Consider the following 22,358-nt stretch of genomic DNA (forward strand, 5'->3'; position numbering starts at 1 on the left):
AGCCTTGGCCGATAGCGGACCAAGGCTTTTTGCTGCATGCCTAACCGATAATTCGGTAGGCGACGAACGCCAAATCTTCGATATCTACGACGTTGTCTCCGTTGATATCCGCGATTCTGGCCGCCGCCCAATCCGGGCTGAGCGGATCCTTTCCATAATGAGTCGATACCTTCACGAAGTCCGCAATGTTGAAGAGCGGGTTATCGTCCATGTTGCCGGTCGCGTCGGTAATGCGATGGGACTCGAAGGCGGCGATCGCTTCGGACAGATCCGTCCGCGCCGCTTGCACCTCCGCCTCGGTCGTGTCGGTCCGATTGAATACGGCCTTAGCCGCATCGATGGCCGACGTCAGCGCGGACTTCAAGCCTGCAAGCGCGGAGCTGAAGAAGGTGCCGGCAGCATTTCCCGCAACCGCCTGGTCGCGAACCGCTTCAGCCTGCGCGATCAACGCGCCGAGCGACGCTTTTCCCGAGAGGACGACTTGCGCCGAGCTACCCGCTAGCGCCGTGATCGCGCCGGATTCCGAAGATGCCGATACGGCAGAAGCCGTGAAGCTCGCCGCACCCGGATCCGCATCCGGCTTCGCCTGGAAGCGCAGCGTCAGGAAGGCATCGTCCGCAGGCAGCGTTCCGGTACCGGTCCTCGCCGACAGAATGCGCAGCTTGCCTGCAGCTTCGTCGTTCGTGACGATGACCGCTTGCTGCTCGTAATCCTTCGCATATCCGGTATAGGAGAACCTGCCCGGATCGTAAGACAGCGTGACATCGACCCCCGCAGCCGATTCGATCTGCTTCAGCGCCAGTTGAACCTCAAACGGCTGGCCCGGTCCCACGGTACTGGCGCTCGGTGTCGCCTTGATCGTCGGTTCGGCTGCCTCATCGGTCTTGACCAAGCCGATCCAGTCCATGTTCATCGGCCCTCTGACGTTCCACATCTTGAGCTGAACCTGGCCCGCGGGCAGGGGGGCGTCGGCGTGGACGGTCAGCGCTTTCCAATATTCCGGCAGCGTTCCGAAGTCGTACGTCGTTTCCGCTTCGGCCGTATAGAATTTATTGCCCAGTTGAATCAGGCGGGCGGGCAGGCCGCTCGTCGCCTCCCACGCGACGTACTTGATGACGATGTCGTAGTTGCCGGCTTCCGGCACGTTCAGATTCCACGTCATATTTTGACCGACGGTCGCCCAATTGCTGACGCCTTTTCCGCCCGACAGCCAGGGCCGCGAGCTATACACATTAAACGTACCGCCGTCGGTATCGACGAAGCTCTCGGCTTCCGCGAACACGTCCAGACTTTCCTTGACGGTATCGTAGTCGCTCGTTGCCGCCGTAGGCGTGATTCCGCCGGCTCCTGCGCTGCGCAGCTTCAACGTGCCGGTGATCTCGGGCAGTATAAACTTCGCGTTTGCCCCGATGAAGAGGACGGGTTGTACGGCTCCCAGCCCTTCGAAGATGAGGCCCGGCGGCGCTTCGACGACCTCGTATAGCGCGGCCGAATTGGTTAAGGCTCCCCAAGCTGCCGTTCCGCCTTTTCCGTCGCCATAGGCGGACAGCGTCACCGACGATGCGACGCCGTCGATCTCGACCGGATAGGAGACCGTTCCCATCGGCGCCGGTGCAGGAATGTCGCCGAGCAGCAGCTGATGCTGGCCGGGCTCGACATTCAGCGTTAAGGCGCTGCCTGCCGTATCCCAATGCACGCCGCGCGTATACACGGCTTCCGTCACGCTGCCGCCCTTGGGCAGGCTGCGGTGCGATTCGTCGAGTACGGTCGTGACGCCGGATTTATGCAGGCTGACCTGCGAGCCCTGCGTTCCCGTAATCGACAGCTCGTCGCCCGACAGCGCGATCGTCGCCGGCTGCGTACTGTCGATCATCGTGACGCCGTTCATGATCATTCGGGTACCGCCGACCAGAAGGATGGAATCGCCCTTGACGGTGGCCGCTATGCCTTCAAACTGTATGCTTCCGGCATCTACGACGCCGCTGTGGGCGGAACGTACATAGACATCCGTACCGTCAGAGAAATGCAGCTTGCGGTACGTTCCGTGATCCTCGGAGACAATGTCCTGCGGCGTAGAACCGACTTTGTAGGGGACATAGGTGGACACCAGCGTCGCATTCTCGGTTTTCGGCGTTTCGAATTTGGCATGAATCCGTTTGACGCCCGCATATTTTTGTCCGGTTGGCAGCCATTCCGTGCCGTTCACGTCCAGGTACTGATCGGTTTTGGATGCTGTCAATCCCGGATAATACAGCCGCATTTTCAAAGCCGCTTTATTTTTGACGATGGTCGCGCCGCTTTGATCCGCGTCGATCGTCAAGCTTTTATCGGCTTGCAGCCAATATTCGAAGCTCGAGCCCCCCGGGGCCCGCGCATCCAGATTATCGACGACGACCATGGCGCCCGGCTTGACGTAGATGACGCTGCGCCTGGCCAGATCGAGTCCGGCTTGGCTGCCGGTGTTATAGGCCTGCGTAGCGTCGCCTACCGCGGCGTCGAAGTCTTTGTTGGTGGCGAAGCCTGTAATTTGCCCCGTCGCCGTCATGTCGAAGATTTTCTGGCCTTGCTTGTTATCATAGGTAATCGCGTTATGGGCAAAGGTTTGCTTGGCGTATTTTTGGAAGTGATCGCTCTCATAATTGTCGTAAAAACCGCCATCGACCGTCAGATCCTCGCCAAACGCTTTGATCATAATGCCGTTCTGATCGGCATGGCTATGATTGTAGCTGCCGAACGGACTGGATTTGAAATAGAACGATACCCGTTTCGGATCGAGCAGACTGGAATGCATGGCGACCGTGCCGATATTTTCGAAGTACTTGGCGGTCGGCATCTCTACTGGCGGACGCGCAGACAAGCTGCTGTCTTCGTACAGGTAAGTGATGAAGTTGGCATAATCGTAGGGGTCCCGCTGCGCATACCACTGCATGACCTCGTTTTGCTGCATCTGCGCGCTTCGCGTTACGCTCGCCGCGACGAATGACCGGGAGATATTCTCGTTGTCGTCCCCGAATGGCCCGTTTTTCTGACCGTAAGGCAGCATGTACATCGGGTACGAAGGTTCATTGCGCAAAAATGCCTTGTTATACAGGCTAAAGCCCGTAGCTGCATACAGGGTATCGATAAACTGTTTGTTGCTCATCGTGGACCATTGCCAGTAGCCTTCGCCATTGCCCCAACTGCCGTCTTCGCCGCCCCAAGGAGGCAATAAATTAATGTAGGCGGGCACGATCAGATTGAACCATTCCTGCGCGTCTTCCGACACGACGGCGTCGTTCACGCTGATCTCGTCATGCAGCAAGGCCGTCGAGATGATGCCCAGGAAGCCGAACACGGTCCAGCCATGCGAGTCGTATGGTTTACTGGAGATCGGTTTGCTGTCGTACAGGACATCGTCCGCAATTATTTTGGCGCGTTTATGCACCATCGTCAACACGTCTTCGCGCTCCGCGGGACTGAGGAGATCATAGATCCAGTCGTAAGCCATCGCGCCCGTGATCGCGATCTCCCGGTGAGCCTGATCGTCTTTTTTATAGTAGGTTGGACTCTCGGTACCCGTGCTCCACGAAGAAATATGCAGCAGCCGCCTTTTGGCGAATTCGCCGTAAGCGGGATCCTGGGTGATCAAGTAAATAAATGCGGCGTCCAGCAATGGATTCGTGATGGCTGACGTCTGATCGAGAATTTTGGGCTTCGGATTTTCAGCCGTAGACAGAACGGGCTCGCCCGGCATCGGCTCCGGATGATTCGCCTCGGCCTCGACTCTTGCTTGCACGCGTCCCTTTACGACATCGAACGTCTTTTTGCCGTCGCCGTCTTTTCTCGCGCGGAAGTCTTCCAGCGTATCCGGCGTCGTCAGAATGCGCGGATGAGCGGCCGGTACGGCATTGAACAGATCTGAAAGGGGCGGCACTGGAAACGGTACGTTGTCCGCGTCGATGCGGAACCGGCGAACATCGCTCCAGGCTGACCAGCCCTCCGTCTTATGGAATCTGACTTTCCAGAAGTAGCTCTGACCGCCTGCGAAAATATGGGGGAAATTATAATAGTTTGCGGCGATATCGCTCTTCTGGTATGAAATCGTCTGGAAGGCGTTGTCCGTAGACACCTGCAATTCGTACGCATCGGCATGATCGATAAAAGGCCAGCCGAAGTCGGGCGGATTCTGCGTCGTTACGAGATGATCGATCGGCTGGAATTTCCTTGTAGTTGCCGGATCCTGTCCGATGGGCCAATCCAGCGAACCTGCGGGGGGAGGCGTAGGCGTCGGGGAAGCCGTAGGGCCAGGCGTCGAACTGGATACCGTCAGCGAGGCCTGATCGAAGTAAATGTCGGCGGTTCCGGCGCCGGAGGTGGACAATTCGATCTGTACGCCGGTGGCCCCGGCCGGAGGCTCGGCGGTTAGCGTCAACGACTCCCATCCGCCGGTTCCTGCGGTTTGCGCTTCAATAAATTGTTGTTCGGTCGCGCCGAGGAAGCGTAGGATCAGACTTCCGCCTCCGGACGCTGCCTTCGCTTTGACGAAAGCCGTATACGACTTGCCGGATACGGTCGGCGCTATCGCGCTTTTTGCGCTGTATGCATCCGCAACGGATGGATCGACGATGCGCAGCGAGTAGTTGCCATGTGCCGAATAGACGGCTCCGTTAACGGTAGCGACGCTAGAGGACGAACCATGATCCGCAAGCGTCCAGCCGTTCGGCTTGGTGCCCGTCACCGCTTCGAAGCTAGGATTCAGGATCAGTTCGGTCGTCTTAAACGATGCGTCATCCACATAGACCGTGCCGATCTGATGGCTGCTCGGGACGACGAGGATCATCTGGACAGTTACCGTATCGGCTGGCGGCGTATCGCTATATTCAAGCGATTGCCATTGCGGACCGGTACCGCTGCTGCCGACGACTTTTTGCGTATTGTCTCCGTTTGCCTTGTAGTATCGGATGATCATGGAGACGCCGCCGACTTCGACTCTTGCTTTAGCGCTGGCATTGTAAGTCGTTCCGGGAGAATAGGGAATCTTGGCGCTTGAGACGCCCGCCGCAAGCGTGCTGGACGTATCCGTGAGCTTGACGCTGTACGTCCCTTCCGATGCTTGATCCGTAACCGACTCGACGGTCACGCCTGCCGGCGTACCTGTCGCATATTTCGACCACCCTGTCGGCAACCCGCCGGACACTTGCTCGAAGCCCGGGTTCGCGAGCAACTCAGGTCCCAGGGCGGCGACGTCGACCTGGGCGCTCGCGTGCCGCGGCGCAAGTAGATTTAAGAACAGGCTTAAACCCATAATCAGGGCCATCGCTGCCGAGATTTTGCTATAACGCATACGGTTATACAAGTTTATCCGCCTCCTGTGTAATGAGATAGCCGATTCGTAAAATGCTTTCGATCGTTCGCCTCCCTTTCATTCGTAAGCTTGAGAACGCTTACAACTCAGCTCTACTCCTACTGCTTCGCCATCTTACCGCTAGGCAGGCGATAGCGTAAATCAGCAGATATTCCGGATTTTCGGACGATTTATGGTTTTTATCGAAAAAAGACCAGCCTCTGAAAAAAGGACCAGTCCGCTAGGCGACGGAGCGTCGCCGAAAATAAGGATGTTTGGCTGCTTTCATTTGCCGGGTAAGGAGGAGTCGAATCAAGAGCAGGAGGGAGGGAAGGCGAAGGCAATCTCTTCGCCGAACGATGAGCGTCGTAAAAACGGAAAAATACGAGCAAAACATAAATATTAGACATCGGACGGGCACGAAAACGCGGGAGGCGCTGCATGAAGCGGAGCCTGCGATCGATAAATTCGCAAAAGCCGGCTACTTGGCTAAAGGAACGGTATACATCCTGATCGGCGTATTGGCGATGTTGACCGCGATCGGGCATCGAAGGGAAACGACGGATACGAAGGGCGCCATCGAGACGATCGGCGCGCAGCCTTTAGGCGGCGTTCTGCTGCTCGTTCTTGCAGCCGGACTGGCCGGATTCGCGGCATGGCGGTTCGTACAGGCCTTCGCTGATCCGGACGGCGAGGGCCGGGGCGGTAAAGGCATGCTGGTGCGCGCCTCTTATTTTGGCGGGGGTATTTTCTACGGGGTACTTACCTATCATGCGGCGAAGACGATCTTTGGCGCCCGGGCGTCTTCGGAAGACAGCGAACAAACGTTGACGGCCGTGCTTCTCCGGCAGCCGCTTGGCGCGGCTATCATTGCGGCAGTCGGCCTCGGCTTTGCCATATACGGAATGATTCAATTCGTCCAAGCGATACGCAATTCCTTTACGGATACATTCAAAATGGATGAAATACAGCCTGCTATGTATCGGCCTCTCGTGGCAGCTGCGAAGTTCGGACTTTGCGCAAGAGGAATCGTATTCGGCCTCATCGGCTATTTCCTCGTACGCACCGCCATTTTTTCCGACCCGGAAGAAACGAAAGGCTTGGACGACGCGCTGGCCGAGCTCGCCAGGCAGCCGCTCGGCCGTTGGCAGCTGGGCGCCGCGGCGCTCGGATTGATCGCGTACGGGCTCTATATGTTCGGATTGGCCCGCTACCGGAAGACGATCGGCAAGCAGCGCGAATCATGAACCGGCGATATCGCGCATAAAACCGGCTCCCGGCGATCAAGCTATCGCTTAGCGCGCATAGGCGCGACAATGAACAGGAGGCGACTATCGATGGCCAAGCCGGATAACCGCGAGGATAACGTCGTTCACTTGCAACAACATATCCAAGATACCGAGGAGAACCTGATCGAAGCGGAGAGCTACTTGAACGAATTCGCTAGCGAGATCAGCGACAAAGAGCGCAGCCAGATCGAAGCGAAAAACGAACGCCGCAAAGACAGCCTCGCCAGCTTCCGCGAGGAAGTCAAGGACGAAGCTGCCCACTCCAAAGAATAAGAACCGCATAGAAACAAGCTAAACCACCGCGAGGTGGTTTTTTCTTTTGCTATTCTTGGGCATTACGTTCGGCGGGGCGATCGTACGCCTCGGCCTCGGAACGCATATATAGCGTCAACCCGGCGATGACACAGGCTCCGCCCGCGAGCTGCCATACGCCGATCGCTTCTCCGAAAAGAAACAGGCCCAGTATGCTCGCGCCGACCGGTTCGGCCAGCACGGACATGGAGATCGTCGCAGGCTTAACATAGCGGAGCAGCCAGTTGAAGATCAGATGGCCTAATACCGTTGGGACGATGGCCAAGCCGGCGAATACGAGCCATTCGCGCGGGGGATAGCCCGTCATGTCCGCACCCGTCGCGACGTTGTACAGGAAGAAGCATACGGCGGTAACGGCGAATACGACCAGACTGTACAGAAAGGAAGGCACCCGCTCCAGAATCCGCTTGGCCAGCAGCATATTGACCGCGACCGCGATCGTGCCGAGCAGGGACAGCAGATCTCCCGTGAGCGCATCCCCGGAGAGCCCCGAATCGCCGGCGCCTACGATCGCGATACCGATCAGCGCGGCGCCGAGTCCGGCGAGCGCTTTGCGCGCGAGCCGGTCCTTGAACAAGAAATAAGCGCCGATCATGACGAACACCGGCTCGAGCGACAGGATCAATGTCGAGCTGGCGATGGAGGTGTAGCTAAGAGACGCCATCCAGAGCAGGAAATGCAGCGCCAGAAAAAAGCCCGCGCCGAGCAGCAGCCACCAGTCGGACGGCTTGATCGCGCGCATGGCGCGAAGCCGCTCGCCTCCTGCGAAAGGCAGCATGAGCGCGAGCGTGAACAGCATGCGCCACATGCCTTGTACGGAAACGGGAGCGTCCGAATAGCGGACGAGAATGGGCGCGAACGATATGGCGATCATGCCGACGAGCAGCGGGATGGCAGGGGCGACAGGCGGTTTTTGCGACAACGGATTCAATGAAGGCACGTTCCTTTCGGCAATTACGCATAAATTAAATCATTTTAATGGCCGGCGGCAGCGTACGCAACTGGAAGTTAAAGCCAGCATCCGCGCCGCTGCGAGCCGCGGATACGGAATCTGGACGTTTGCTATTTCGTGCAGAATATCCATAATTAAAGTATCGGCTTTATCATTCCTCTCATCGGAAGTGATCGCGGCGTGACTTCGTTCCTGCAGTTAAATACGATCTTTATTAGCATGATTATGGAAGCCATCCCGTTCGTATTGATCGGCGTGCTCGTCTCCGGGGTCATACAGACGTTCGTGACGGAGGCTTGGATCGCACGGATCATGCCCCGCAACGTGCTGCTCCGGACCTGCTTCGGGTGCGGCATCGGCGTGTTGTTCCCGTCGTGCGAATGCGGAATCGTGCCGATCACGCGCAGGCTGGTCATGAAGGGGATGCCGCTGAACGCAGGCGTCGCCTTCATGCTCTCCGGCCCGATCGTCAATCCGATCGTCCTGTTCGCGACGTTCATCGCCTTCGGCAACGATTGGCGGATGGTCGGCATCCGCGCCGGGCTCGCGATCGCGGTCGCCTTTTGCGTTTCCCTGACCATCGCTTTGATATTTAAGGACGATCAGCTTCGCCATGCGGGACCGGCCGAATCCGCCGCCGTCGCGCCGGTCGCCGCCGCGCTCGAGCCTGCGCTTGCGACGCCGGGCAGGCCGTCCATCGGCGCGCGGTTGTCGTCCGTCGTATCGCACGGCATCGACGAATTTTTCGACGTCGGCAAATATCTGGTTATCGGCGCTCTTCTGGCGGCCGCGATGCAGACCTATATTCCGACCTCATATCTGCTCGAGCTGGGCAGCGATCCGCTCAAGGCTTCCCTCGTCATGATCGTGCTGGCGTTCGTCATGTCGGTATGCTCGGAGGCGGACGCCTTCATCGCTTCGTCGTTCCGCAGCAGCTTCACGGTCGGATCGCTGTCCGCTTTCATGGTGTTCGGACCGATGATCGACATTAAGAATACGCTCATGCTGCTGAGCGCCTTCCGCACCCGGTTCGTCGTCTCGCTCATCGCGCTCGTCGCCTTGTTCACGCTCGTCGGTTCGCTGCTCGTGGGGAGGTTATTCGGATGATCAGATTCGCGATTTTGTTCGGTCTCGCCTTCATGTTCCTGCTGCTGCATCGAACGGGAGATCTCGACAAGTACATTAACATGAGGTATGCCTATCTGTCGGTCAGCGCGATCGTACTGCTGGCGCTGCTCAGCCTTTATCAGTTCGTCAAGGTATACCGCGCGGAAAAGAAAGCGGAGGAAGCGGCGAGCGCCGCTATAGGCGTATCGGCCGATGGTGAACGGCGTGCCGTCGATGTTGACCATAACCACGATCATGAACATAACCGCGTTCATGACCATAGCCATGACCACGGGCATGGGCACGGGCACGACGCGCATACCCATACCCATGAAGATCATTTTCACGCGCATGGCGATCACGATCATTTCGGCCATCGGCACGGCGGCCGCACTAGATGGCGGCGAGGCTTCACGTACCTGGTGCTTGCCGTACCCATCTTTACCGGCATATTCCTCCCCGTCGCCACGCTCGATTCGAGCTTCGTGAAGGCGAAGGGCTTCTCGTTCCCGGAACTTGACGAGCGCCGCAAGGATGCGGGCTTCCATCAGTTTCTGCGGCCGGATACCAGCGTGTTCTACAGCGCCGAGAACTATGACAGGGTGAAGCAAAAAGACATGACCGACTTTGCCGGCCTTCAGACCGTCGAACTGGACGATACGAACTATTTGAAAGGCATGGAAGTCCTCTATAACTATACCGACGAGTTTATGGATCAAACGATCTCGTTCGAGGGCTTCGCTTACAAAGGGGAAGAGGTGGCCGCATCGTCGTATTTTTTATTCCGCTTCGGATTTATCCATTGCGTCGCGGATTCCGGCGTCTTCGGCATGCTGGTCCAGATGCCTGCGGGCACGCTGCTGTCCAACGACGACTGGCTGCGCGTCAGCGGCAAGCTGACCCGCGAATATTACCAGCCGTTCAAGCAGATGATCCCCGTTCTCAAGGTGAAGGAATGGGAGCGGATCGACAAGCCCGACGATCCCTACGTGTACCGGAATTTCTGAAGAAGAGCGCTTTCGCTTCGCCGCTCGGAATGCTATCATGGTAGCAAGGCAAGGAGATGAGAACATGACAACCGACAACGAACTCAAAGAAGAGCAGCAGAACCCGGACACCGGCGCGAACGGAGCGGACAAGGCCGAAGGCGAAAAGGCCCAGGAGCTGATCGCAGCCGTTCACTGGAACGGCCTTCAGGCACTGAAGATGGAGTTCGGCGAGCAGCAGGTCGAAGGCCAGGTGATGAACCATGAAGTTTACGGTCCGATCTTTACGTATATGGTGAAGTCGCCGGAGGACAAGCCTTACGTGAGCGGATTTTTCCTGCGGGAGATGATCGCGGGCTTCCAGCAGAAGCAGGATCCTTCGCAGTGGTTGTCGTCCTTTTACGTAGATCTGATGAAGTCGCCCGATGGCCGGCTGCTGCCGATGCCGCCCCAGTCGGAGGACGAGGCCAAGGCATTGATCGACAAGATCATCGTGCCGCATTGCGTGAACGCGGTACGCGCGGAGTTCGCGCCCGAGCCGGTGCACGCGGACCTCGAGCTTCATCAGGAGCACGGCCCCGTGGTGGAGGCGGGTTTCCCGTCCATTACGGAGGGGAACAACGTGTGCGCGATGCCGCTTCATTTCCTGATGGCGCATTATCTGCTTAATCGCGATCCCGCCGATCTGTTGATCCAAGGTTTGTACCGCATCCGCGAAGAGCACGGGCTCGATTGATTAGGCGGCATGCCAAGCCGGCGCCCCCTTCGATTAGCGAAGAGGGCGCCTTCTTATTGCGGCCTGCAGCGAGATATCCTGCGCACTCGCGGGCCGTACGGTTCATACGGAAGGGAGAATGTACGTGAACGGCACGATTCAATGGCCCTCGGGCGCAAGGCAGATCGTGGAGGAGAGCGCGCAGGAGGCCGCACCAGCGGGCTTCTCGCTTGCCGCCACCATCGTATTCGGCATCGGACTGGTCATCACCGTGCTGATCGTCGTCTCGATCTACAAGCGGCGAAGGAAATAAAGCGGACGAAGGTCCAACGATTGGCCGAAAGGAGTGGGGGGCATGGAACGAACGACGACGCTGTCGTGCGAGGACAACTGCAAAGGCACCGAAGCCGATCTCGATGCCGTACGCGGCGCGATGCTGGACGGCGAGTCGATCCGGGAGATGGCCGATTGGTTCAAGGCGCTGGGGGATCCGACCCGGGTGCGCATCATCGACGCCCTGACGCACGGCGAGCTGTGCGTGCACGATCTGTCGGTGCTGCTGGACATGGGCCAATCCGCGGTCTCGCACCAGCTCCGCTACTTGCGCGACGTGCGGATGGTCAAGCGCCGCAAGGCAGGCAAGACGGTCTATTACTCGTTGGATGACGACCACATCGGGCAGGTGTTCCAGGTTACGCATGCGCACGTGAAGCACAAGTAACGGCGACACGCGGGTACGACGCCTATGCATACCGAGCCGTCCAAGGGATTATGTATAAGGATAGAAGGTTGGTCGGCCCGGCATGCGACACGCACCGAAAGGCCAAGATTGCATCGCGACGGAGGTATGAGGATGGCGCAGCTCGGCGGGCGTCGGATAAAGCGCGGGTGGGTTGCCGCGCTGCTCTTTTTTTTCGCATGCGCGGGCACCGCTTCGGCGGACGGCGCCGCGGCGCCGACGGCGCGCAGCGAAGCCGCGATCCTCATCGAGCAGCATACGGGCAAGGTCCTCTATGTCAAGAACGGAGAAGAGCGTCTCTACCCCGCCAGCATCGCGAAGATCGCGACGGCGATCATCGCGCTGGAGCATTCGTCCCCCGACGATATCGCGACCGTGTCCAAGGCCGCGCGAGGCGAAGAAGGGACGCGCGTCTATCTTGCCGAAGGCGAGAAGGTCACGATGGAGAAGCTGCTGTACGGCATGATGCTCAACTCGGGCAACGACGCGGCCACCGCGATCGCCGAGCAGATCGACGGTACCAAGGAGAGGTTCGCCGTCCGCATGAACGATTTTATGCGCGAGACGGTCGGGGCCTTCGATTCGAACTTCGTCAATCCGTCCGGGCTGCCGGACCCCGACCAATATACGACGGCCTCGGATATGGCCAAGCTGGCCAGGTACGCGATGGGAAACGAGACGTTCCGACGGATCGTGTCGACGCGCAAGCTTCCTTGGACGGGGCTGGAATGGACGTCCACGCTCGTGAACCACAACCGGCTGCTCTTCGACTACCCTGGCGCGACCGGCATGAAAAACGGGTATACGATCGCTGCGGGCAATACGCTGGTGGGATCGGCGGAGCGCGACGGCATGTCGCTCATCGGCGTCGTGCTGAAGGCCGGCTCCAAGCATATCGCCTACGCGGACATGACGGCGATGTTCGATTACGGATTCGCCAACTATGCCGTCCGGCTCCTCTTCGCCTCAGGGGAACGTTATGAACGGCTGGACGAATCGACGGGGATCTCGAGCGAATGGATCGCGGACGACGCGATCTGGTGCGTCTATCCCAAGGGGGCGGCGCCTGTAATCCATATCGGCTCCGACGGCGTCGTGACCATTGATAGCCAGCTGGGCAGCTATCCGGCAGGACGTCTGTCTCCGGTTAAAAAAGAGGTGACGATCTCCGCCTTCTCCGGACAGGATATCCAACCTGTCGTGCAGGAAGGCAAGGCCCAGGAGCGTAACGGAAGCGGATCTCCTGCGCGAGGCGCGGGTATCGGAGCCGCCTTCCTGCTCGCCGCCGGCGCGATCCTCGCGCTGAGGCTGCGCAGGAACAAGCGCCGCGCTTATCCGCCAGCGCCGTTAGGCCGGCATGACACCGAATAAAACAAAGAGAGCCGGCTAGGCCAGCTCTCCTTCGAGCACGCTGGCCTCCGCGTAGCTGATCGTCTTCCGCAGCGCGTTGGCCATATCCCGCTTGATCTCCCCGCGTTCGTACATCGCCTGAATCTCGTCCCGTTCCACCTGATACGCCCTCAGCTGGATTTCCTGCCGCTGCTTCCGCTGCGTCAATTCGTCCTCCGGGTCTTCTCCCTTGCGCGAGATCGCGCGGATAATCTCCCGATATTGCCCGATGACGTTAAGCGAAGCCTTGCGATTCTCCTTCGCGATCTGCGAGCGAATCGCGCCGATCGCCGCCTGACAGGTCTTGAGCTTCGTCTTCCGTATGATGCTCTTGTCGAATCGCGGCTCCAGCTCCTTCGGTTTAATGATGAACGCGCTCAGTTTCCTTAGCCCTTTGGTCAGCAGCAGGAGCCTCATTCTGGACCGACGGGACAGCGCCTCCTCCAGCGAAGCGAACGAATCGTTGAACCGGTTGGCCACATAATCGGGGATCTCGCCGGCCTTGAACATCCGCGCGATTTCCTTGCGTTCCGCCTGCAGTCCGAGCAGCCTGACCTGATTCTCCGCGATCGCGAGCTCGATGCCCTCGGATTGCTCCTCCTCGTGGAGCGAGAGACGCCGCATCCGGGCTTCGTATTGGGCGATGACCGCGTGCGACGCATGCCGGTTGTCGTCGCTCATCGACTCGGACACGAACCGGAGGGCGGCCTTGATCGTGGAGATTCGCGCCGCGTTCAGCTTTTCCTCCTCGTCGGTCAACTCCGTATCCGCACTGCGCGTGAGGAGGGGAAGGCTGATGCTGGCCACGATCAGGCTGATCAGGATAACGCCGGCGGCCAAGAACAGGATGAGATCCCGTTCAGGGAACGGATCGCCGTTGTTCAGCAGAAGAGGGATCGAAAATGCGCCGGCCAGCGTGACGGCGCCCCGGACGCCCGAGAGGGACGTCAGCACCGACATGCCGAGCCCTTCGCGCATGGTGCGTCCGTTGATCCGGGAGAAGCGGTTTTCCCAGAAAAAGTACACCCACAAAAATCGGATCACGATCAGAGAAACGAAAATGACGGCGATATAACCGACCACGATGCCGTTGTTGATCGGATTCTCGAAAAAGATGACGTTGACGACATCCGGCACTTGAAGACCGAGCAATAAAAAGACGAGACCGTTCAGCACGTACAGAATGACCGACCAGGTGCTCTTGGAGACGATCTGGAGCTTCACCATGCGCGATTCCATGCGGTCCTTCTCCACGGCGTGGACGACGCCGCCCGCGACGACGGCGAGAATCCCGGACAATCCGAGTTCCTCCGCGACGAGATAGATAATGAATGGCGTCAAGATCAATATAAGCATATGTACGGTAACGTCCTCCATGCCCCAGCGGCGAAGGAACAAGCGGAACCGGATGAGAAGCGCGGCTGCCAGCGTGCCGATCAGCAGACCGCCGATCGAGATCAAGAGGAAGCTGCCCGCCGCGTGAATCAGGGAAAACGAGCCCGTGACAGCCGCGGCGATCGCGAACTTGAAGGCAACGAGGCCCGAGGCGTCATTCATGAGCGCTTCGCCTTCAAGGAGCCGCATGATCCGCTTAGGGAGCGCTACGCGTCCCGCCATCGAGGTCACGGCGACCGCATCGGTCGGCGAGAGGATGGCCGCCAGACCGAAGGCGACGGGAAGCGGGATCGACGGGATCATGGCATGGACGATGTAGCCGACGATAAACGTGGTGGCGAACACGAGACCGAGCGCCATGAGCAGAATCGGTACACGGAGCTTCCATAATTCGTCGCGCGGCGTTCGCTGACCGTCGTTGAACAGCAGCGGCGCGATGAAGAGGACGAAAAACAATTCCGGATTAAGGGTCAGATGATGCCCGAGCGGCAGCACCGCCAGCACCATGCCCAGCGCGATCTGCACGAGCGGCAGCGGTACGACGGGCAGCAACCGGTTTAGGACATTCGACAGGGCGATGACCGCGAGCATAAACAATATCATTTCGAAGACTTCCATGCATCCACCCTCCGCGCGCGAAATCGCCCGAATAACCACTAACCTATATTACCCGCAAAAGCGCAAACGGATCAATTTCAAGCACGTCAAAAGGACCGCCAGGCGGGCGGTCCTTAAGCTACATATAAGGCTGATGGTTGAACCTGCGATTATTTCGACTCGCCGTTCAGATAATTGTAGAAGGGCACGTCGGTCCAGAAATCGTAGCGCTCGACGACGACCTTAGGATCGACATCGCGGAATCCCGCGGCCACCGCATCCGACGCGCTGCGAAGCGAGAACGATTGCGCATAATAATGTCCGTGTTCGATCTTGTTGTTCGTGATCTTCTCGTAACCCTGGAGCTCTGTCAGGGAATAATACAGCGGCTGCCACCAAGAACCGTACAGCAGGCCTTGTTGGTCGTCCTCGTTCTTCTTCGCGTAGGCGGACACGATGGCGTCGAACCGCGCTTTGTCCGCGGCGGTCGAGAATTCGAGCGCGAGATCGTATTCCTTGGCGTACTCGATGTAGTTGCCGTTCGCGATCTGCTTGACCGTGTACAGGTCGGACTCGCCCGGCTCGCCCCATTCCTTCAGATAGATGAAGGCCGACGTCTTGGGCTCGAATTGGATCTTGGCTTCGATCCCTTCGCTGCGGAGCAGGCCGATGAGCTGCAAGCCGTGCTTCAGATCGGAGTGCCCGTACACGAGCGAGAGGCTGTCCACGAAGTTGGCTTCGTAACGACTGTCCTTCAGGTTGTAGCCGGTGACGATGTTGCGTTCGAGCGCGGCGTCTACGACGGCTTGCAGCTCCGGAGATTGGATGATATCGGATTGCGTAAATGCATCCTGCAGCTTGGCGTAGATGTCGGCGTCGGACGCATAGCCGAGGAAATGCTTGTACAGTCCTTGTACGCTGAGCGTCTGCCCGATCAGGACCTCGGCCAAATCCCGCGAAGCGCTGCCCTTAAGCTTGATCTCGGCATAGTAGGAAGCAGGGAGCAGGCCGGTATCGATCGCGGCCGCCAGCTCTTGCGACGCCGCGGTACCCAGGGAGGCGGGCTTCAGGTTCACCTTGGCAAGCGCGGCCGCGGTCTTGGCGGCCGGATACGTGTAGGCCAGCTCCTTGAGGCCTGCGGCCTTGACGGCGATCTGAACCGCGTTGATCGCGGAAAGGCGCTGGCCGGCGTTCACGGCATCGCTCGTGATGACGCCGAGCGCATAGAGCGAAGCCGCGTCCGCATACAGCGGATCGTCCGACCGGAGGTCCGTGAAGGTATGGGGCGCCTCGGCGGGAGGCGCCTTCAAGGCGTCCGCGAAGGCAGAGAGGAACTCGCCCTTGGAGATTCCCGCGGTTAGCGCGATGGCGAACTTGTCCTTAAGGAACAGCGCATACTCGGAAGCTGGTACGTCATGAGCGGCGGTCCGCGCGGCGGCAGCCGGCGTCGCGGCCGGCGCCGCCAGCGCGTGAGAACTGCCGGCGAGCGCGGCGGCGACCAGCGCGGCAAGCAGGATCTTGCGGGAGTCGATGGATAGTACGTTCATGTTCATTCTCCTTTGGAATAATATCTGATAAAATATGTAGGAATAATTTGTTTAAAATCGTAGCAATCCCGAGCCCGCTTGTCAATCGGTATTTGAACAATAATCCGGACTGTTTAACGTTACATCCGATCGGGTATGGGATAAAAATCGGATTTTTTTGAATCGAATCGACCCTTGAACGCGTATTATTGAATTAGATCAATTTAGGACAATCCATCTTGGAGCAGGAGGAGACAATCGTACGTGGACACAGAATCTGATTTACGCAGCTGCTCACCGCAGGTCTTAAGCTTGGCAGCCATCGCCGGACGGGCGAATCTCGAAGGAGGTGACTGCAGATGCTAGGACTAAATCTGGTGTGGGTTGCGTTGCTCATTCTGCTTACTGCCTTCTTCGTCGCTACCGAATTCGCCATCATCCGGATCCGTTCGAGCCGCGTAGAACAGATGGTGATGGAGAAGAAGAAAAACGCCCTTGCCGTCCAACGCGTCGTGACGAATCTGGACGGATATCTGTCAGCATGTCAGCTGGGCATCACGATTACCGCGCTGGGACTTGGTTGGCTCGGCGAGCCTACCGTAGAAGCACTGCTGGAACCTTTGTTCCACTCCCTGCATGTCGGGGAGAGCGTCTCTCATGTGCTTTCGTTCATTATCGCGTTTGCGCTCATTACGTATTTGCACGTCGTGCTGGGCGAGCTGGCGCCGAAGACGCTCGCCATTCAGAAGGCCGAAGCGATCTCGCTGTACGTCGCTCCGATCATCGTCTGGTTTTACAAGATCATGTATCCGTTCATCTGGGCGCTCAACGGCTCGGCCAACAGCCTCATCCGCCTGTTCGGCATGAAGCCGGCCAGCGAGCACGAGGAGGCGCACTCGGAGGAGGAGATCAGACTCATCCTGTCGGAGAGCTACGAGAGCGGCAAGATCAACGTGGACGAGCTCGGCTACGTCAACCGCATCTTCCAGTTCGACAGACTCTTGGCCCGGGATATCATGATCCCGCGGACCGACATGGTGTGCCTGCACCGCCATAAGTCTCTCGCAGAGAATCTGGCTACGATCAAGCGGGAGCAGTACACCCGATTCATGGTCGCAGGAGAGAGCAAGGACGACATCATCGGTTTCGTGAATACGAAGCAGTTTTTCTTGAGCTACGACAACAACCCGGACTTCGACTTCGGGGCGTTGCTGCAGCCCGTGCTGTCGGTGCCGGATGCGATGCCGGTCAAGGATCTGCTCATCAGAATGCAGGCCGAGCGCAAGCATATCGCGCTGCTGCACGACGAATACGGCGGTACGGCGGGTCTCGTGACGATCGAGGACATCTTGGAGGAGATCGTCGGCGAGATCCGCGACGAATTCGACGAGGACGAGATCCAGCCGATCGAGGAGATCGGCGCGGACAAGTACCTGGTGGACGGCAAGACGCTTGTCGACGAAGTCGGGCGGCTCTTCGAAGTGCAGCTGCCTAGCGACGAGGTCAACACGATCGGCGGCTGGCTGTTCGCGATGCAGCCCGATTTGCCCAAGAACGTGCCTTGGATCTACGAGGAAGAGGACTTGGCGTTCATCATCCGCGAGAAAGACCGCAACCGCATCCGCAAGCTGGAGATCGCGAGACGGCAAGAGGGACAGGCGCGCCTGTCCTTGGTGGAGAGTTAAATAGCGAAAAGACCCCTTCCGCGCGGAGGGGTTTTTATTTGGCTGTGTAAACTTTGTTGTTGATATTAACCATACATGACTTAACTTTGTTATCATGAACTGCGAAGGTTATAAATTTGTATAAATATGGAGGAAAAACGATGGCAGAAAATAAGTTACTAAGGATGGACAATGTCGGCATCGTCGTAGAATCGCTCGATGAAGCCATCTCTTTCTTCGAGGAGATTGGCTTGAAGCTCGAAGGGCGAGCGACCATCGAAGGGGAATGGGCTGGGCGCGTAACCGGACTGGGTTCGCAGCACGTAGAGATAGCTATGATGGTTACCCCGGACGGCCACAGCCGACTTGAACTGTCGCGATTTCTGACCCCGCCTCCGATATCGGACCACCGAACCGCTCCTGTGAATGCCCTCGGTTATCTACGCGTCATGTTCGCAGTCGAAGACATTGACGAATTGGTATCCAGACTCACTGAGCGCGGTGCTCAGCTCGTTGGGGAAATGGTTCAGTACGAGAACTCGTACCGGCTCTGCTACATTCGTGGATGCGAAGGAATTCTAATCGGTCTGGCGGAACAAATCGGGAATAAATAGTTTATGTTAAATCTCATCGCGGCCTTCAGCAAGCTGCCTTAACGCGGCGGGACTTCGCGAGTACAATTAGCCGCCTTTGCATGAGGCGGTTTTCATATCGAAACGATTAACACAAGGACGTTTGAAATCAGCGCGTTCATGTTTTATTGTTATGGACAGGACCATCTTGAAGAGCCTTGTCAATAAAGATGAATGCGCGCATACGATATGAAAAGCGCCTGTCGCACCGCTTTGTTCCGGAAGGAGAAATGGCTATTGGAAACCGCGCTGGTGGGCAGCTTCATCTCTGCGATGGCTACGGTGCTCGGCGCCGTTCCGATTCTATTCATCAAGCGGCTGTCCGAAAAATGGAAGGACATGCTCGTCGCGTTCACGGCCGGCATCATGGTGTCCGCGTCGATGTTCGGGCTTATCCCGCAGTCGATGAACGAGTCGAACATCGTGCTGATGTCGCTCGGCCTGCTGATCGGCATCGTGTCCCTGGATCTGATCGAGAAAAACATCCCGCACGTCGACGTAGAAAACGGCGCCCGCGTGAGCGGCTTCGACAACAAGGCGCTGCTCGTATTGGTTGCCCTTTTTATACACAATATACCGGAAGGTCTCAGCACGGGCTTCAGCTACGCCAGCGCCAGCGAGGGACTCGGCACGATGGTCGCTGTCGCGATCGGCGCGCAGAACATGCCGGAAGGGCTAGTGCTGGCGGTGTTCCTGCTGCGGTCCAAGGTAGGCAAGCTGAGGCTGCTGGCGCTCGTAACGTTGACGGGACTCATGGAGGTCGTATCCGCGGTCGTCGGTTACTTCACGGCCAGTTACGTGCAATCGCTGATCGGGATCGGGCTCGCCTTCGCGGCGGGCGCCATGCTTTTTATCGCCTACAAGGAACTGATCCCGGAGAGCCACGGTCACGGCTACGAACGCCCTTCGACCTATTCGTTCATTATCGGCCTGCTCGTCATGATCTATATCGCTTATTGGTTCGGATAGGATGGAGGGAGTCGCATGACCTTCGGATGGCCGGGCTACGATCCGGCCGGATACGATCGCAGTCAAACGCTGTTGGAGGCCGCGGGCGAACGGCTTGACAGCCTGCGGGGCGCGCGAATCTGCAGCGTTTATACGGCGTGGGATATCGAGGACGAGCGATGGTGCGCGTCGTCTCCCATCGTATTCGAGCTGGAAGACATGCGTCTGGAGATCGGATTCAAACTTAAATGTCAGATGACGCTTACGTTCGGTGAATTAAGCTTAGAATCCGTTTCCGGAGCCGGGTTCCGCGGACCGGGTCCGTCAGCCGAGCGCCGGCTGCCTTACCAATGGCGGACGGATCGGGCGGAGCTGGCGCCGTTCGTCGGCCGATTCATACTCGGGGCGGACCTGCTCGAGAAAAGGGGCGGCAGGCAAGGCCTACTGGGGATCTGCTTCCGTACGGACGGCGGCGCGTTGGAACTCGTCAACAGGGCCACGACGGGCGGTGCTGAGATTACGATCAATCCGGCCGATTACGACAGGGCGGCGGTCAGACGCGTCATCGCGATCTAGATCCGCCGCTTAGCGTCAGAATCGACTGAACGTCCGGCCGCCGCGCCGGATTTTTTGCGTCCCCTGTCGGAATAAGGCCGTAAGCCAATCGGGCTATCATATATGATATAATAAATGCTTCTGCGTTTTTTGCGGCAATTAACGTTACAAAGTTGGAGGCTACTCAGCTTGAGCAATCGCTATCCGTTTGAAGTCGTCAGCGGCAGACCCTTCGTCGAGCAGGTGGGGGAATGGGTCGCCGACGTTTTTTACGATATATTGCCCGAGGCCGGATTCGAGGTTCGGGACGAACAGATTTATATGGCTTACCAGGTCGAGCGGGCCTATGCGGATAAAAAAACGATATTCGCCGAAGCCGGAGTAGGCACGGGCAAGACGCTCGTGTACCTGCTGTACGCGGTATGTTATGCGCGCTATACCGGCAAGCCGGCCGTCGTCGCATGCGCGGACGAGTCCCTGATCGAGCAGTTGGCCAAGCCGGAGGGAGACCTGGCGAAGCTGGCGCGGCATCTGGACCTCACGGTCGACGCGAGGCTCGGCAAGTCGCAGGACCGGTATCTGTGCCTGCAAAAGCTGGACGACGCGCGGCTCGGATATGCCGATACGGAGCTTTACAAGGACATTTACGAGAGCCTGCCGCCATTCGTCTTGAAGACGGAGGCTCTCCAATCGTTCCACGCCTACGGGGACCGCAAGGAATACCCGGATCTGGACGATGCGCAGTGGGGGCGTATCGGATGGGACAGCTTCCGCGACTGCTTCGTCTGCGACAAGCGCCACCGCTGCGGCATGACGTTGTCTAGAGAGCATTACCGCAAGGCGGCCGACATCGTCATTTGCTCCCACGACTTTTATATGGAGCATGTGTGGACGTACGAGAGCCGCAAGCGGGAGGGGCAGCTGCCGCTGCTCCCGGAGCATAGCTCGGTCGTGTTCGACGAGGGCCATCTCCTGGAATCCGCGGCTCAGAAGGCGCTCACTTACAGGATCAAGCATGCTGCGTTCGAGGAGCTCGTCACGCGGCTGCTCAAGAATGAGATCCGCGAGTCGCTGGCCGTGCAGATCGATCTGGCCATCGAGTACAGCGAGCTGCTGTTCGAGGCGCTGGCTGCGCGAAGCACGAAGGTCGCCGGATCGGACCGCATGGAGATCGCGGCGGACGCCGCGCTGCTCCGAGCGGTATCTCAGCTGGACGTCGTCCTGGAGCGAATCGAAGAAGATCTCGTTTTCGAGAGCGAGCTGTTTAACCTGGACGGCTATCAGCTGCGGATCGTAGAGGAACATTTGGAGATGATGCGGACCGCGCTCGGATTGTTCGCCGGCCCCACGCCGCCGATCTGCTGGACGCACGACAGCCCGACAGGGCTGACGCTCGTAATCATGCCGCGTACCGTACGCGAGGTGCTGGGCGAGCGCGTATTCGCGAAGCCGATGCCGATCGTATTCTCGTCCGCGACGCTGTCGTCGGGCGATTCGTTCGGCTACATCGCGGACAGTCTCGGCGGCGCGAGCTATTTATCGTTCAGCGTGCCTTCTCCGTACGACTATCCGGAGCGCATGAAGGTGACGATCCCGCGGGCGAATCAGGCTTCTATATTAGAAGAAAGCGCAAGAACGTCTTGGAAAACGGAAGCGGCGCTCGCCGCCGTCAAGCGTACGGACGGCGGGGCGCTGATGCTGTTCCCGACGCGAGAGGAGCTGGCTGCGTTTAAAGCGGCTTATGAACGTACCGGCGGCCTCTCGGAGCGGAAATTCCTGTTCGAGGGCGACCGGGAGATCACGGTGCTGATCTCCGAGTTCCAGCGCGACAGAGACAGCGTATTGTGCGCAGTCACGTTATGGGAAGGCTTGGATGTCCCGGGACCGTCGCTATCCGCGGCGATTATGTGGTCCTTGCCTTATCCGCCTGGAGATCCGGTATTCGGCGCGAAGCGCAAGGAGGCGGCAGACCCTTATCAGGAGGTGGACTTGCCCTATATGCTGCTGCGGTTCAGGCAAGGCATTGGCCGGTTGATCCGCTCGCGCGAGGATAGGGGAGAGATCGTCGTGCTGGAGCCCGCGCTGCAGACGGACGAAGCGCTCGCGGCGCACCTTCGGGCGGCGCTCCCGCTAGGCGTCGAACTGGGCTTCGAGTAACGGGCGACATGAGAATGGAGTAATATGAAGTCATTAGAGCGGCCTAAAACGGGCTGCTTTTTTGATATAAAA

17 protein-coding genes are annotated in these 22,358 nt (G+C 58.5%); 13 read left to right on the forward strand and 4 right to left on the reverse strand.

Annotated elements, in window-relative coordinates; all coding sequences use genetic code 11:
- Window positions 1-40 precede the first annotated feature (40 nt).
- The gene (locus PQG80_RS03515; RefSeq protein WP_271749737.1) at window positions 41-5,335 is read right to left on the reverse strand and encodes a DUF4962 domain-containing protein; all 5,295 of its coding nucleotides are present in this window, start codon (window positions 5,333-5,335) and stop codon (window positions 41-43) included.
- Between the two features lie 473 nt (window positions 5,336-5,808).
- On the opposite strand from PQG80_RS03515, the gene PQG80_RS03520 reads away from it, so the two are divergent.
- Both PQG80_RS03520 and tlp read left to right on the forward strand, forming a co-directional pair.
- Window positions 5,809-6,570 (forward strand): DUF1206 domain-containing protein, encoded by a 762-nt coding sequence (locus PQG80_RS03520; protein ID WP_271749738.1) that lies wholly within the window; start codon window positions 5,809-5,811, stop codon window positions 6,568-6,570.
- Between the two features lie 90 nt (window positions 6,571-6,660).
- Complete coding sequence (tlp, locus tag PQG80_RS03525) at window positions 6,661-6,885, forward strand: small acid-soluble spore protein Tlp (protein ID WP_271749739.1); 225 nt, start codon at window positions 6,661-6,663, stop codon at window positions 6,883-6,885.
- A 49-nt stretch (window positions 6,886-6,934) separates the two neighbouring features.
- Here the strand turns inward: tlp and PQG80_RS03530 are convergent, their stop codons facing one another.
- Window positions 6,935-7,855 carry a DMT family transporter gene (locus PQG80_RS03530; protein ID WP_271749740.1) on the reverse strand — a complete coding sequence of 307 codons (921 nt, stop codon included), beginning with the start codon at window positions 7,853-7,855 and terminating at the stop codon, window positions 6,935-6,937.
- 174 nt (window positions 7,856-8,029) lie between these two features.
- On the opposite strand from PQG80_RS03530, the gene PQG80_RS03535 reads away from it, so the two are divergent.
- From PQG80_RS03535 to PQG80_RS03560, 6 genes are all read left to right on the forward strand, one after another.
- On the forward strand, window positions 8,030-8,983 hold the full coding sequence (locus PQG80_RS03535) for a permease (protein ID WP_271749935.1): 954 nt from the start codon (window positions 8,030-8,032) through the stop codon (window positions 8,981-8,983).
- Window positions 8,980-9,990 (forward strand): TIGR03943 family putative permease subunit, encoded by a 1,011-nt coding sequence (locus tag PQG80_RS03540; protein WP_271749741.1) that lies wholly within the window; start codon window positions 8,980-8,982, stop codon window positions 9,988-9,990. The genes PQG80_RS03535 and PQG80_RS03540 overlap by 4 nt, the downstream gene beginning before the upstream one ends.
- A 64-nt stretch (window positions 9,991-10,054) precedes the next feature.
- Window positions 10,055-10,705: a hypothetical protein gene (locus PQG80_RS03545; protein ID WP_271749742.1), complete on the forward strand. Its 651-nt coding sequence runs from the start codon at window positions 10,055-10,057 to the stop codon at window positions 10,703-10,705.
- A gap of 124 nt (window positions 10,706-10,829) precedes the next feature.
- Window positions 10,830-10,997, forward strand: coding sequence for a hypothetical protein (locus tag PQG80_RS03550; protein ID WP_271749743.1), 168 nt, complete (start codon window positions 10,830-10,832; stop codon window positions 10,995-10,997).
- A gap of 42 nt (window positions 10,998-11,039) precedes the next feature.
- On the forward strand, window positions 11,040-11,405 hold the full coding sequence (locus PQG80_RS03555; protein WP_271749744.1) for an ArsR/SmtB family transcription factor: 366 nt from the start codon (window positions 11,040-11,042) through the stop codon (window positions 11,403-11,405).
- 132 nt (window positions 11,406-11,537) lie between these two features.
- The gene (locus PQG80_RS03560; RefSeq protein WP_271749745.1) at window positions 11,538-12,794 is read left to right on the forward strand and encodes a D-alanyl-D-alanine carboxypeptidase family protein; all 1,257 of its coding nucleotides are present in this window, start codon (window positions 11,538-11,540) and stop codon (window positions 12,792-12,794) included.
- Window positions 12,795-12,809: 15 nt separating this feature from the next.
- On the opposite strand, the gene PQG80_RS03565 is transcribed toward PQG80_RS03560, so the two are convergent.
- Complete coding sequence (locus PQG80_RS03565; RefSeq protein ID WP_271749746.1) at window positions 12,810-14,825, reverse strand: Na+/H+ antiporter; 2,016 nt, start codon at window positions 14,823-14,825, stop codon at window positions 12,810-12,812.
- Between the two features lie 149 nt (window positions 14,826-14,974).
- Entirely contained in the window at window positions 14,975-16,351 is a 1,377-nt protein-coding gene (locus PQG80_RS03570; RefSeq protein ID WP_271749747.1) for a hypothetical protein, read from the reverse strand.
- 338 nt (window positions 16,352-16,689) lie between these two features.
- Between PQG80_RS03570 and PQG80_RS03575 the strand changes: the two genes are divergently transcribed.
- The 5 genes from PQG80_RS03575 (at window position 16,690) to PQG80_RS03595 (ending at window position 22,286) form a co-directional block, all read left to right on the forward strand.
- The gene (locus PQG80_RS03575; protein ID WP_271749748.1) at window positions 16,690-18,015 is read left to right on the forward strand and encodes a hemolysin family protein; all 1,326 of its coding nucleotides are present in this window, start codon (window positions 16,690-16,692) and stop codon (window positions 18,013-18,015) included.
- A gap of 140 nt (window positions 18,016-18,155) precedes the next feature.
- Entirely contained in the window at window positions 18,156-18,608 is a 453-nt protein-coding gene (locus PQG80_RS03580; RefSeq protein ID WP_271749749.1) for a VOC family protein, read from the forward strand.
- Window positions 18,609-18,863: 255 nt separating this feature from the next.
- On the forward strand, window positions 18,864-19,595 hold the full coding sequence (locus PQG80_RS03585) for a ZIP family metal transporter (RefSeq protein WP_271749750.1): 732 nt from the start codon (window positions 18,864-18,866) through the stop codon (window positions 19,593-19,595).
- 15 nt (window positions 19,596-19,610) lie between these two features.
- Complete coding sequence (locus PQG80_RS03590; protein ID WP_271749751.1) at window positions 19,611-20,150, forward strand: hypothetical protein; 540 nt, start codon at window positions 19,611-19,613, stop codon at window positions 20,148-20,150.
- A 114-nt stretch (window positions 20,151-20,264) separates the two neighbouring features.
- On the forward strand, window positions 20,265-22,286 hold the full coding sequence (locus PQG80_RS03595) for an ATP-dependent DNA helicase (protein ID WP_432432710.1): 2,022 nt from the start codon (window positions 20,265-20,267) through the stop codon (window positions 22,284-22,286).
- Window positions 22,287-22,358: the final 72 nt, after the last annotated feature.

The organism is Cohnella rhizoplanae (assembly GCF_948329515.1).
GTDB classification, from domain to species: Bacteria; Bacillota; Bacilli; order Paenibacillales; family Paenibacillaceae; genus Cohnella; species Cohnella rhizoplanae.